Origin of the sequence: Azonexus hydrophilus DSM 23864 (assembly GCF_000429605.1) — a bacterium.
GTDB lineage: Bacteria > Pseudomonadota > Gammaproteobacteria > Burkholderiales > Rhodocyclaceae > Azonexus > Azonexus hydrophilus.
In genome coordinates this window covers 57,745-71,734 of the sequence record NZ_KE386925.1, presented here as the reverse complement: position 1 = coordinate 71,734, position 13,990 = coordinate 57,745, and the positions used below count along the sequence as shown (strand labels likewise).

The 13,990-nt window shown below is 63.2% G+C and carries 9 protein-coding genes; 6 read left to right on the top strand and 3 right to left on the bottom strand.

The annotated features are described in order from the left end of the window. Positions 1–186: 186 nt before the first annotated feature. The 5 genes from G471_RS0111580 to G471_RS0111560 all read left to right on the top strand — a co-directional run bounded on the left by G471_RS0111580 (position 187) and on the right by G471_RS0111560 (position 6,859). Entirely contained in the window at positions 187–1,155 is a 969-nt protein-coding gene (locus G471_RS0111580) for a TAXI family TRAP transporter solute-binding subunit (RefSeq protein WP_028995482.1), read from the top strand. Between the two features lie 123 nt (positions 1,156–1,278). Then, positions 1,279–3,888, top strand: a complete 2,610-nt coding sequence (locus tag G471_RS0111575; RefSeq protein WP_028995481.1) for a TRAP transporter permease — start codon at positions 1,279–1,281, stop codon at positions 3,886–3,888. Between the two features lie 28 nt (positions 3,889–3,916). Then, a complete protein-coding gene (locus tag G471_RS0111570; protein ID WP_028995480.1) occupies positions 3,917–5,227 on the top strand; it encodes a Glu/Leu/Phe/Val family dehydrogenase in 1,311 nt (436 codons plus the stop codon). Beyond that, positions 5,224–6,108, top strand: a complete 885-nt coding sequence (locus G471_RS0111565) for a DMT family transporter (protein ID WP_028995479.1) — start codon at positions 5,224–5,226, stop codon at positions 6,106–6,108. Before G471_RS0111570 ends, G471_RS0111565 begins: the two co-directional genes overlap by 4 nt. 1 nt (position 6,109) lies before the next feature. Continuing rightward, the gene (locus G471_RS0111560; protein WP_028995478.1) at positions 6,110–6,859 is read left to right on the top strand and encodes a M90 family metallopeptidase; all 750 of its coding nucleotides are present in this window, start codon (positions 6,110–6,112) and stop codon (positions 6,857–6,859) included. A gap of 60 nt (positions 6,860–6,919) precedes the next feature. Here G471_RS0111560 and fliW read toward each other — a convergent pair whose 3' ends face one another. After that, a complete protein-coding gene (fliW, locus tag G471_RS0111555) occupies positions 6,920–7,360 on the bottom strand; it encodes a flagellar assembly protein FliW (protein WP_028995477.1) in 441 nt (146 codons plus the stop codon). Between the two features lie 119 nt (positions 7,361–7,479). Here fliW and G471_RS0111550 point away from each other — a divergent pair, with 119 nt between their 5' ends. Continuing rightward, positions 7,480–9,786 carry a Tex family protein gene (locus tag G471_RS0111550; RefSeq protein ID WP_028995476.1) on the top strand — a complete coding sequence of 769 codons (2,307 nt, stop codon included), beginning with the start codon at positions 7,480–7,482 and terminating at the stop codon, positions 9,784–9,786. A gap of 41 nt (positions 9,787–9,827) precedes the next feature. Here the strand turns inward: G471_RS0111550 and G471_RS0111545 are convergent, their stop codons facing one another. Together G471_RS0111545 and G471_RS0111540 are read right to left on the bottom strand one after the other, a co-directional pair. Next, the gene (locus G471_RS0111545) at positions 9,828–10,469 is read right to left on the bottom strand and encodes an alpha/beta hydrolase (RefSeq protein WP_157272514.1); all 642 of its coding nucleotides are present in this window, start codon (positions 10,467–10,469) and stop codon (positions 9,828–9,830) included. 232 nt (positions 10,470–10,701) lie between these two features. After that, positions 10,702–13,950, bottom strand: a complete 3,249-nt coding sequence (locus G471_RS0111540; protein ID WP_081700240.1) for an autotransporter domain-containing protein — start codon at positions 13,948–13,950, stop codon at positions 10,702–10,704. Positions 13,951–13,990: the final 40 nt, after the last annotated feature.

Genomic DNA, 13,990 nt, shown 5'->3' with positions numbered 1-13,990 from the left:
AGCGTGCTTACAGACTGTCACAAGAATGTTCAGCACCGGGAAAATCGGGGTTTACCCTACTCCCCCACCCCCGTATTCTGTGGGACCGTGAACGACGTTGTGCCCCGCATCGGCCGACTTGCCCATGGCCACAAGCCGAAGCGGCATCAAGAGACAAACCTTTTACGTCACCCGTAAGGAGAAAACATGAAGAAAATCACCGCACTGGCCGCCTCTCTGGCCATCATCGGCACGCTTGGTGCCACCCCGGCACAAGCCCAGCAGAAATTCGTCACCATCGGTACCGGCGGCGTCACCGGTGTCTATTACGCGGCCGGCGGCGCCATCTGCCGCCTGATGAACAAGGACCGCGCCAAGCACGGCATCCGCTGTTCGGTCGAAAGCACCGGCGGCTCGGTCTACAACGTCAATACCATCAAGGCCGGCGAACTCGATTTCGGCGTCTCGCAATCCGACGTCCAGTTCAACGCCGTCAAGGGCCTGAACCAGTTCAAGGACGGCGGTGCGATGGGCGACCTGCGCGCCGTCTTCGCGCTGCATCCGGAGCCGCTGACCATCGCTTCGCGCAAGGAAGCCAACGTCGCCAAGTTCGAGGACTTCAAGGGCAAGCGTTTCAACATCGGCGTTCCCGGCTCCGGCCAGCGCGCCACCATGGAAGTCCTGCTGCCGGCGATCAACATGAAGAACGCCGACTTCTCGCTGGTTTCCGAACTGAAGCCTGACGAGCACGGCGCCGCCCTGTGCGACAACAAGATCGACGGTTTCGCCTTCGTCGTCGGCCACCCGGCCGCCAACATCCAGGACGTCACCACGACCTGCGGCGCCAAGCTGGTCAATGTCACCGGCCCCGGTGTCGACAAGCTGATCGCCACCTATCCGTACTACGCCAAGGCCACCATCCCGGGCGGCATGTACGCCAACAACCCGAACCCGACCACGACCTTCGGCGTCGTCGCCAGCATCGTTTCGTCGGCCAAGGTACCGGACGAGGTCGTCTACACGCTGGTCAAGTCCGTGTTCGAGAACTTCGAAGAGTTCAAGAAGCTGCACCCGGCTTTCGGCAACCTCGACCCGAAGACGATGATCAAGGACGGTCTGTCGGCCCCGCTGCACAACGGCGCGGTCAAGTACTACAAGGAAAAGGGCTGGATGTAATCCGACCCGAGGCCGGTGTCGTCCGGGCGTCCTGACGATGCCGGCCAGTGAAACACCTACAGCAAGGCGCCGCTGGCGTCTTGCTGCGTTTACATCAGCCCGAAATTCTGGGGGAACCGCAGCATGACAAGCTCGGACAAAAAAGACACCATTCATGAACTGAGCGACGAACAGCTCAAGCAAATCGTCGCCGAAGCCGATACCGGCGGTCGAAAACCGACCGGCATCGCCGCCCAGCTGCTGGTCGCCATCGCGCTGGCCTGGTCGCTGTTCCAGTTGTGGATCGCCTCGCCGCTACCCTTCTCGCTCGGCATTTTCGTCCTCAACGATACCCAGTCGCGCGCCATCCACCTCGGTTTCGCCGTCTTCCTCGCGTTTGCCGCCTACCCGGCGTGGAAACGTTCGCCGCGCGCCTACGTGCCGGCCATCGACTGGCTGCTTGCTGCCGTCGCGGCCTTCTGCGCCAGTTACCTGTTCCTGTTCTACAACGAGTTGGCGCAACGCCCCGGCATGCCCACCGACCTCGACCTGGCCGTCGCCGTGGTCGGTCTGATCCTGCTGCTTGAAGCCGCCCGCCGCGCCCTCGGCCTGCCGATGGTGATCCTCGCCATCTGCTTCCTGATCTACATCTTCTTCGGCCAGTACATGCCCGATGTCATTGCCCACCGTGGCGCCTCGCTGGCCAAGGGCATGAGCCACATCTGGCTGACCACTGAAGGCGTTTTCGGCGTAGCGCTCGGCGTCTCGGCCAGCTTCATCTTCCTCTTCGTGCTCTTCGGCGCCCTGCTCGAAACGGCCGGCGCCGGCAATTACTTCATCAAGTCGGCCATTGCCCTGCTCGGCCACATGAAGGGCGGCCCGGCCAAGGCCGCGGTGGTTGCCTCGGCCAGTACCGGCGTCATTTCCGGTTCATCGATCGCCAACGTGGTGACCACCGGCACCTTCACCATCCCGCTGATGAAGAGCGTCGGTTATCGCCCCGATCAGGCGGCCTCGGTCGAAGTCTCGTCGTCGGTCAACGGCCAGATCATGCCGCCGGTGATGGGCGCCGCCGCCTTCCTGATGGTCGAATACGTCGGCATCTCCTACGTCGAGGTGATGAAGCACGCGCTGGTCCCGGCGCTGATTTCCTACTTCGCGCTGTTCTACATCGTGCATCTGGAAGCCCTGAAGATGAAGCTTGAGGGGCTGCCGCGCCGCGAGCCGCTGCCCTGGCAGAAGGCGCTGACCTCAACGCTGATGACCGTCTCCGGTCTGGTCATCCTGTCGGCAATCATCTACTTCGGCTTCGGCTGGATCAAGGATCTGGCCGGTGACGCTGCCTTCTTCATCGTCGGCCTGCTGATGCTCGGCGCCTACATCGCCATCGTCCGCTTCGCCGCCCACTATCCGGAACTGCACATGGACAAGCCGGACGAGAAGATGGAGTACCTGCCGGAAATCGGGCCGACGCTGAAGTCCGGCCTGCACTTCCTGTTGCCGGTCGCCGCGCTGGTCTGGAACCTGATGGTCGAGCAACTCTCGCCCGCGCTGTCGGCGTTCTACGCGACGCTGTTCCTGATGTTCATCCTGGTCACCCAGCGGCCGCTGTTCGCCTTCTTCCGTGGCCAGGGCGAGTTCGTCGCCGCCGGCCGCCAGGGTTTCAAGGACCTGTTCGACGGCCTGGTCACCGGTGCCCGCAACATGATCGGTATCGGCATCGCCACCGCCACGGCCGGCGTCATTGTCGGCACCGTGACGCTGACCGGCGTCGGTCTGGCGATGACCGAACTGGTTGAAATCCTTTCCGGCGGCAACCTGATGGTGATGCTGGTGCTGGTCGCGCTGATCTCGCTGATCCTCGGCATGGGCCTGCCGACCACCGCCAACTACATCGTCGTGTCGACGCTGATGGCCCCGGTGATCGTCGAGCTCGGCGCCCAGAGCGGCCTGCTCGTGCCGCTGATCGCCGTCCATCTGTTCGTCTTCTACTTCGGTCTGATGGCCGACGTCACGCCGCCGGTCGGTCTCGCCTCCTACGCTGCCGCCGGCATCGCCAAGAGCGACCCGATCAAGACCGGCTTCACCGCCTTCGGCTACAGCGCGCGGACGGCGATCCTGCCGTTCATGTTCATCTTCAACACGCAGTTGCTGCTGATCGGCATCACCGACGCCTTCCACCTGTTCCTGACCATCGGCAGTGCGACGCTGGCCAGCCTGATGTTCGCGGCGGCGACCCAGGGCTTCTTCGTTACCCGCAACCGCATCCACGAAACGCTGTTGCTGTTGCTGGTCACCTTCAGCCTGTTCCGCCCCGGCTTCTGGATGGACATGATCTATCCACCGTTTGACGAAGTGGCGCCGACCGAGCTCACCCGCCTGGTCGAGGAGGCCCCGCGCAACGCCAAGCTGCGTGTCTGGGTCGAAGGCATTACGCTGGAAGGCAAGGAGATCACCAAGGGCGTGCTGCTGTCGCTCGGCGAACCGGGCAAGGCCAGCGAACGCCTCGGCCGCATGGGTCTGACGACGATGTCGCTGGGCGACCAGGTCCAGGTTGCTGCGGTGCGCTTCGGCAGCCCGGCGGAAAAGCTCGGCCTTGAGCAAGGGTTCAACCTCAAGCATATCGAGGTACCGAACCCGGGCCGCCCGGACAAGGAATGGATCTTCATCCCGACGCTGATGTTGCTGGCGTTGGTCTGGTTCATGCAACGCGCCCGCCGCGAACGCGAAAGCACCGCAGCAACGCCAGCCTGAACTTAACCCAGGAAGGAAAGGATTCAGCATGAGCACACATGACGAAAACCAGAGCGCATCGGCCAGACTTGGCGGCCTTTCCTACCTCAACCTGGCGGCCCCCGAACCCTGGGCCAGCTTCATCGAACAGATCGAGCGCGTGCGCCCCTACCTGGGGCCGCTCGAACGCTGGATCGAAACGCTGAAGCATCCGAAACGGACGCTGATCGTCGACGTGCCGATCGAGCGCGACGACGGGACCATCGCCCACTTCGAGGGCTACCGTGTGCAGCACAACCTGTCGCGCGGCCCGGGCAAGGGCGGCATCCGCTTTCACCCGGCGGTGACGCTCAACGAAGTCATGGCGCTGGCCGGCTGGATGACCGTCAAGAATGCCGCCATCGGCCTGCCCTTCGGCGGCGCCAAGGGCGGCATCCGGGTCGATCCGAGCAGCCTGAGCAAGGGCGAACTGCAGCGCATGACGCGCCGCTTCACCTCGGAAATCGGCCTGATCATCGGCCCCGACCGCGACATCCCGGCCCCGGACGTCGGCACCAACGCCATGACCATGGCGGTGATGATGGACACCTTCTCGATGAACCGTGGCGGCACCGCCACCGGGGTCGTCACCGGCAAACCGATTGCCCTGGGTGGCAGCCTCGGCCGTCAGGAAGCCACCGGTCGCGGCGTTTACCTCTGCGCCCGCGAAGCCGGCAAGCACCAGCACATTCCGATGGAAGGCGCACGCGTCGTCGTCCAGGGCTTCGGCAACGTCGGCGGGATTGCCGCCCGGCTGTTCCGCGCAGCCGGCGCCCGCGTCATCGCCATCGCCGATCACACGGCGACGCTGGCCAACGACGCCGGCATCGACATTCCCGCCGCCCAGGCCTGGGTCGCCGAACACGGTGGCCTGGCCGGCTTCGACGGCGCGGCGCCGATCGATATCGAGGACTTCTGGCAGCTCGAGTGCGAGTATCTGGTCCCGGCTGCACTGGAAGGCCAGATCACACCGGAACGCGCCAGTCGCGTGCGTGCCAAGGTCGTCGTCGAAGGCGCCAACGGCCCGACCACACCGGCCGCCGACGACGTGCTGCGCGACCGCAGCGTACTGGTCGTTCCCGACGTGCTGGCCAACGCCGGTGGCGTCACCGTCTCGTACTTCGAGTGGGTGCAGGATTTCTCCAGCTTCTTCTGGACCGAAGACGAGATCAACGCCCGCCTCGAACGCATCATGGTCAGCGCCTTCGACGCCATCTGGCAGGTCGCGCAGGAAAAGCAGGTTCCGCTGCGCACCGCCGCTTTCATCATTGCCTGCCACCGCGTGCTCGAAGCGCGCGCCGAACGAGGGCTGTACCCCTGAAATACCTCACCAACCCCTATCTGCTGCTCACCCTGACCGCGCTGTTCTGGTCGGGCAATATGGTTCTTGGTCGCGGCATCCGTGCCGATGTACCGCCGATGGCACTGGCCTTCTGGCGCTGGGCCATTGCCTTCATGCTGGTCCTGCCGCTGGCGCTGCCGCACCTGAAAAGTCAGTGGCAGTTGCTCAAGCAAGGCTGGCGGCCGATTTTCGTCCTCGGCCTGCTCGGCGTCGGTGGCTACAACACCTTCGCCTACCTGGCCTTGCAGACGACCACGGCGACCAACGCGGTGCTGCTCAACTCCTTCATCCCGGTGGCGACCATCGCCATTTCCTGGGCCTTCCTCGGCAAGCGGCTGACACCGCTGGCCGCGCTCGGCGTCGTCGTCTCGCTGATCGGCGCAATGACCATCGTCGCCCGCGGCGACCTCGACGTGCTGCTGCACCTCGCGCTCAACACCGGTGACCTGTGGATGCTCGCCGCCGTCGCCATCTGGGCCATCTACACGGTCGGCCTGGCCTGGCGCCCGGCCGGCGTCCATCCGATGCTGATGCTCGCCGCCTTCACCGCCGTCGGCCTGGCCGCGCTGTTTCCGGCTTACCTCTGGGAAATGGCCCAGGGGCGGACAATCAATGTGCATTTCGGCTCGCTGGCCTCGCTCGCCTATGTCGGCATTTTCCCCAGCTTCGTCGGCTACATCTTCTACAACCGCGGCGTTGCCGAAGTCGGTGCCAACAAGGCCAGCCTGTTCATCCACCTGATGCCGGTGTTCGGCACGCTGCTGTCAGTCGTTTTCCTCGGCGAAATCCCGTATGCCTACCACTACGCCGGCATCGCGCTGATTTTCGCCGGCATCTGGCTGACCATGAAGAAGGGCTGACATGGGCCTGCTCGACTGGCTGCGCCGGCGCCCGCAGCCGATTCCCGAGGCCTTGTGGCAGCAGACCATGGACGGCCTGCCCTTCTTCCGTCATTTGAACGAAGACGAGCGGCAGGCGCTGAAATCCCTGAGCGAAGCCTTCCTGGCGGAGAAGGAATTTTCCACCGCCGGCGGTCTCGAACTGAGCGATGAAATCTGCGTCGCCATCGCCGCCCAGGGCTGCCTGCCCATCCTGAAACTCGGCCTGGCCGCCTACCGCGAATGGATCGGCATCATCGTCTACCCCGACGAATTCGTCGTTCGGCGCGAAATCGCCGACGACGACGGCGTCGTACACGAATACGACGACGTCCTCTCCGGCGAAGCCTGGGAAGGCGGCCCGCTGCTGGTGTCCTGGCGCGACGTGCAGATGGCCGGCGGCGACTACAACGTGGTCATCCACGAATTCGCGCACAAGCTCGACATGCTCAACGGCGACATCGATGGCATGCCGGCGCTGCATTCGGGCATCACGGCCAGCGAATGGGAAGGCATCTTCCAGCCGGCCTACGACGATTTCTGCCAGCGTGTGGACGACGGCGAAGAGACGATCATCGACCCCTACGCCAGCGAGGCGCCGGCCGAATTCTTCGCCGTGCTCAGCGAATGTTTTTTCGGCATTCCCGAGGTCGTCAGTACGGAATACCCGGCAGTCTATGACCTGCTGCGCCGCTATTTCCGCCAGGACCCCCTGGCCCGCTTGCCCGCCTAATTCCGGGCAAAATAAAGCCGGCCCCGCAGGGCCGGCCATTTAGCTAACGGCTGGAAGCGATCAGACCTTGCTGACCAGATTCGACAGCGTGACGTTGGTGGCCACCTGGGCCAGCAACTTCTGCAGGCCGACACGGGCCTTCAGGTTGATGATCAGCGGTGCGCGCAGGCTCGGTGCAATGCCGGCGCCTTCTTCTTCCTGCTTGTACAGGATCAGCATCACGGCGACGTCTTCGGCGGCCGGCGATTGCAGCAGTGCGTCTTCCTCGTCGGTCAGTTCGAGCTCATAGCTGAAACCCAGCGCAGCCGGGTCCATGATCTGGAAAGCCAGTGCCGGATCGTCCAGCGACTGCAGCGTGAAACTGGCCGGGGCGCCCTTGCCTTCTTCGTGCGCCAGCATGAAGCGGGTCTGGTTTTCGAACGCGAACAAACCCTTGGGGAAGGTAATCACTTTTTCCGGCGAAACGTCGACGGCACCAAACAGGTAAGTCTGAACTTGCATGTGTTTCCTCCTCTGTCATTGGAATACTTACAAACACATCCTACACCAGTCGGACAAGAGTTGTAATTTCAGTTTGGATTCCGCATTATTCACCCCCCATTTTTGCTGTATCGCCTTCAATGCTCGCACCCATCGAACACCGCATCGCCCTTGAACTCAACGTTCGTCCGGCCCAGGTCAAGGCCGCCGTCCAGCTCCTCGACGAAGGCGCCACCGTGCCCTTCATCGCTCGCTACCGCAAGGAAGTCACTGGCGAACTCGACGACACGCAACTGCGCACGCTGGAAGAGCGCCTGGGCTACCTGCGCGAGCTTGAAGACCGGCGCGGCGCGGTACTCGCCAGCATCGAGGAACAAGGCAAGCTGACGCCGGAACTGCGCGGCGAGATCGAGAACGCCGAAACCAAGCAGCGTCTCGAAGACCTCTACCTGCCGTACAAGCAGAAGCGCCGGACCAAGGCCCAGATCGCCCGCGAAGCCGGCATCGAACCGCTGGCGCTCGGCCTGCTGGACAACCCCGAACTGACGCCGGAAGACGAAGCCGAGAAATACCTCAACGCCGAGGCCGGTTTCGCCGACACCAAGGCGGTGCTCGACGGCGCCCGCCAGATCCTGATGGAAAAGTTCGCCGAAGACGCGCAACTGCTGCAGACGCTGCGCGATTACCTGAAAGAACACGGCCTGCTCAAATCGACGGTCATCGAGGGCAAGGAAACCGAAGGCGCCAAGTTCCGCGACTGGTTCGACTTCGCCGAATCCATCGTCGACATGCCCTCGCACCGCGCGCTGGCGCTGCTCCGGGGGCGCAACGAGGGCTTCCTGAATGTCGCCCTGGTGCTCGACTCGGAACTCAACGAAGACGCCGTCAAACCCGGCACCAACCCGTGCGAGCAGCGCATCGCCGCCCGTTTCGGCATCAAGCACCAGAACCGCCCGGCCGACAAATGGCTGCAGGACACCGTGCGCTGGACCTGGAAGGTCAAGGTCTATACCCACCTCGAACTGGAACTGGTCAATGAGCTGCGCGAGCGCGCCGAGGAAGAAGCCATCCGCATCTTCGGCAAGAACCTCAAGGACCTGCTGCTCGCCGCCCCGGCCGGCCAGCACGTGACCATGGGCATCGACCCGGGCATCCGCACCGGCTGCAAGATCGCCGTCGTCGACGCCACCGGCAAGCTCTTGGACACCGCCACCATCTACCCGCACGAACCGCGCAACGACTGGGGCGGCTCGATCTCGACCATCGCCCGCCTGGCCTCGACGCATGGCGTAACGCTGGTCGCCATCGGCAACGGCACGGCCAGCCGCGAAACCGACAAGCTGGTGCAGGACGTCATGAAGAAGTACCCGGAAGCCCGGCTGCAGAAGATCGTCGTCTCGGAAGCCGGCGCTTCGGTGTACTCGGCTTCCGAACTCGCCGCCAAGGAATTCCCCGACCTCGACGTCTCGATCCGCGGCGCCGTCTCCATCGCCCGCCGCCTGCAGGACCCGCTGGCCGAACTGGTCAAGATCGAACCGAAGTCGATCGGCGTCGGCCAGTACCAGCACGACGTGTCGCAATCCAAGCTGGCGAAGAATCTGGACGCCGTAGTCGAGGACTGCGTCAACGCCGTCGGCGTCGATGTGAACACCGCCTCGGTGCCGCTGCTGACCCGCATCTCCGGGCTGAATACCAGCCTGGCTGCCAACATCGTCAGCTACCGCGACGCCCACGGCGCCTTCAAGTCGCGCGACGAGCTGAAAAAGGTGCCGCGCCTCGGCGAAAAGACTTTCGAGCAGGCCGCCGGCTTCCTGCGCGTGCCGAACGGCGACAACCCGCTCGACGCGTCTTCCGTGCACCCGGAAGCCTATCCGCTGGTTGAAAAAATCATCGTCGACCTGAAAAAGCCGATCAAGGAACTGCTCGGCAACAGCCAGGCGCTCAAGGGCCTCAACCCGGCCAAATACACCGACGAGCGCTTCGGCCTGCCGACCGTACAAGACATCTTCAAGGAACTGGAAAAGCCCGGCCGCGACCCGCGCCCCGAGTTCAAGACGGCGACCTTCGCCGACGGCGTCGAGGAAGTGAAAGACCTGCGCCCGGGCATGATCCTCGAAGGCGTCGTCACCAATGTCGCCGCCTTCGGTGCCTTCGTCGACATCGGCGTGCACCAGGACGGCCTGGTCCATGTCTCGGCGCTGTCCAACACCTTCGTCAAGGACCCGCACGACGTGGTCAAGGCCGGCCAGGTGGTCAAGGTCAAGGTGCTGGAAGTCGATCTCGCCCGCCAGCGCATCGCGCTGACCATGCGCATGAGCGACGAGCCGAAGAAGCACGATGGCGGCAGCCAGCGCGGCGCCCCGCTGTCGAAACAGCAAGCCCGCCACAACGCCCCACCGCCGGCCGGCAACGCCATGGCCAGCGCCTTCGCCAAGCTGAAGCGCTAAGTCAGGGCTGTGCGGCTTAAAGGAACCCGTAAATCACCGGTTCAGCGCGCGCTATCGCTGCTAACCGACGATATCGGCCAAGCCGCCTCCCAACAACAAGCGTGATCGAAGTCGTCGATGACGACGACTTCGGGCGCCAGACCGGGCGGGAAGCGGGCAAGATAGCCAGCAATTCCGTGCATACCGGTCTGACGGTCCCGGCCGCCGACGAAATGGCGTTGGGGAAGATGTTGCAGCACCTGCCAATAATCCGCCGGATTCAGCGATCCGCTTAATGGTGAAACCTCCAGCCCTTGTGCCCAGCCAACATGATCCAGCACACCGGCAACGCTGACGAGTTGCACCACGTCCTGGCGCCGTGCCGCAACCAGTGCGGCGACAGCCGCCCCTCCCGAATAACCGACCAAGCGGATGCTGCGCGCGCCAAAGCGCTGTTTCATCGCATCAACCGCAAGATTCATGGCATCGACGATTTCCTCGGAGAAGCGCGCCTGCGTCCAATCCGCTGCCGAACACTGCGCGCGAATCGAATCGGGAACATACTGGCAAGGTCGTGCCAGATAAGCGCTGACCGCCTGCCCTTCCTTGAGGGCCAGGCGCAAGGCCAGCGGATCGAGGGGCGTCGGATCGCTGGCTGGCGTACGTGGGTCCAGCCAGGCGCGGCCATCGCCTTCGATGTACAAGGTTAACGTTTCCGTGTTCGTCGGCGGGGGATGCAAGGCCAGCAATTCGAAACGCCCAGCCTGCAGCCGCGTAGCCTGCCAACCTGACTGGATCGCCAGATCATGCGCCTGAGTCAGCCGGGCAGCGGGCGAGAGCTTAGCGCAGCCGGTAATCAGATATAGCACAGCAGCCAGGCAAATGAAGAAACAGGGCTTAGCCGTCCGGTTTCTTCTGAAGCGACTCGTTCCGGAATCAGAAATGCCAGAGCACACGAGCCGTCAGCTGATGCAAGCGGGACTCAGACTTGAATTCCCCGTCGTAATTCACGGAAATCGTCATCCCATCACCAACGATCTGACGATAGCCCAGTCCTAGTTGCAACGCGTCCCGCTTGGGCTTTTGCTCGTCGATCGTGAATGCTGCCCCACCGCTGCTCAGGCTGGCACGGATTTCCGGCGCATCGGCGAACTCATGCAGGTAGCGGGTACGCAGGCTCAACAAGCTGGACGACGACAACTGCCGATTCAGTTCGACACCGAGCACTGACTGCAGCGAGGTGGCACTGCCATCATCGATGCGCAGTGCGGCGGCAGCATTGCCTGTCTCGGCATAAGCCGAGGTGCTGAGGAAGGCGGCACGGGCACCGGCGAGCCAGCGACCGGACCATCCCTGAGCGATCGCAAACGGGAATCCAGCCTCAAACCGGGCGCTGACGCCAAGGCCATGATAGTCGCCGAACAGTTGACCGGAAAAACCAGGAATATCAACCCGACGCCGGCTATCGTACTTGTTGTAGGCTGCCAGCAGCGAGGCGTCGAGCGTCATCGCATCTTCCGCTCGGCTGAAATACCCGCCAAGATGATATCCGTCGACGCGCAAATCGTCGCCGTTTGCGATGTCGACACCATTAACCCTAGCCTGGGTATATCCACCGGACAAGCCGATCACGTCCCGTCCCGAGCGATCACTCTCGAAGCCGAAGGCAATACCACCGGCGCCGGTACGATAGCCGCCGACATCGGCGCGTGAATCCTGCCGCCCGGCAGCGCCCAGCACCTCCACCCAGAAGCGACCGCTGGCAGCATCGCCGCCGGCAATGCCACGTCCGGACCCGGTAACGCCACGGTTACTGAATGCCGACATCAGCATCCCCGACGACAGTTGTGAGGACTGGAACGCAGCCCCCGAACGGACCGGTGCGATCTGTCCCAACGCCTGCCTAAAGGCAGCCTGTGAAGGCTGGTTATCCAGCGCTGCGAGCAATTCATCGGACGAAGAACTGCCGCCCTGGCCGAGCGCTTCCAGTACACCTGCCAGCCCGCTGACCTCAGCACCGGCCAGGGTCGCCATCGAGTTGCTACGGCTGGCCGTCAGGATCAAATTGCCACCGACATTGCTCAGGGCATAACTGACCGTCGCCGAATCGGCGTCCGCCGCCAGCGTCGTCACACCGGATACGCCCCCCTGGATCAGGGTGTATTGAGCGCCGTTGGCTACGTAAGCAAGCGGAATCGGTTTGATCGTCGAACCGGCAGCCAGCGTAGTCGTTCCGGTAACCGTGAAGCGGTCGCTGGCATTGCCCTGCCCCACCCCCATCTCGATCAACGAGGTCGAACCGAAGGCGAGGTCTCCTGCAACGCTGACATTGCGCAGCGCATTGCCGCTGGGCCGCAAGAAAGTACCGTCAACGCCGATATTCCCGCTGGTCGAGAACTGACCGTTGACCTGCAGGCTGGCACCCGCATCAACCTGCAAGGACGTGACAGCGCCCAGGCCATAGTCGAAAACCGTACTACCAGCGCGTACGACAAAACGCTCGAAGCCGCTCAGCGTACCGCTGGCGAAACGCTGCGTGCCCCCGGTTTCCAGCGTATCGATACCGGCACCACCGGCGATGCTGCCGATAACAACACCCGTCCCGCCACCATTGAACAGCTTCAGGACATCATCGCCGTCGCCCATGTCGATGGCCATGCCGTTCCTGCCCTCGATCCTGCCGTAGTTGGTCAGCGAGTCGGCGCCACCGCCCATCTGGACCGCAGCACCGGCAGTCGTGCTGGCTGCCTCGTCGACCAGCGTCGAACCGGCGCCGCCAGTAATGCTGCCACTGGCGTAGTTGATCAATACATCATCGAAATTGCCGACCAAACCGATCGCCGTACGGTTCTCACCAACGATGCTGCCTTCGTTGAATATCCGGGCACTGGCCGGATTGGTCGACGACGTTCCTCGCCCCGCCGCTACGGCGGTACCGTTGGCCCCGTCATCGATCAGGATACCTTTGGATTGGCCGTAGATCGTCGCACCAGCATGGTTGATGATCGTACCGCCGCCGGCTGCGATACCGTCAGCACCGTTGGGATTGCCACCAGAATCGAGACCGCCTGCGCCCGTCCCGCGGATACTGCCCCAGTTCTCAACATAAGCCACACCGTCGATATCGACGCCATCGCCGTCACCGTTACTGGTGGTCAGGCCGAGCCCCTCGTGGTCGTATACATTGCCCGCACCAGCGTAGTTTCCGGTAATCGTGCCGTAGTTGATGACCACGCCGTGACCATCGAGACCAACACCCGAACCGTTGTTGCCGGTAATGACGCCGTCGGCATAGTTGATCACGACCGTATCGTCAATCTTGACGCCGGAAGTCGTGACAGCCCCAACGACCTTATCGAAGGTGACGCCGTTCGGCCCGGTCGCCGTGACGACCAGGCGGTCGATACCGATCAGATCGGCGTCGGCATTCGCCGCGACCGGATCGCCACCATCAATGCCATGACGCGGCCCGGTGATTGTTCCGTAGTTGAGGATGGCAACATTCGAACGGCCATTCTCGACCGCCACGCCATCCGCCGCCGAATAATCGTTGACGCAGCCGGCGCCGATGTAGCCCGGACAGCTGGTGTTCACCAAACCGGTCGAGAAGATGGAGCCATAGTTGGTCAGCGTGAAGTTGGTGCCGAGACGCAAGGCATCATTGCCGGTCGAACTGATGACCGCCGCACTGTTGCTCACCGAGCCGTTGATGATCCGGTTGTTGGTCGAACTGTAGTTGGCATCGGCCTTGATCGCCCGCTCGCCATTGATCGCCGGACCGGTCTGCGAAATCGTCCCCTGGTTGTCAAGCAGATAGCTGCCGGCCGCCCGGTTGAAGCGGATCGCGACGCTGCCACTGGCGGTGATCACACCCCCTTGATTGTTGGTGATGCTCAGTACCGGTGTTCCCGTATTGGCGTCAATCGTGCGTCCGCTGCCAGTCTGGCTGATGGTACCGCTGTTGGTGAGCGATGTGGTGCCGGCACCGACCGTCACCGCAACGGTCGCACCCGACGTCGTCAGTACGCCGGTGGCCGCTACCGATCCCGTATCCCCACTGGCAATGGTCTGACCGCTGGTATTGGTATCACCAGCACCGACGGTGAAACTCGCCGCATACGCCTGGGAAAGGAACAAGGTCTGCACTGCCAGTGCCAGCGGCAAACGCCGAAATACAGGATTCATCCAAAGCCCCCGTGAAAAAATGCCACGAGTCTATGAGGAT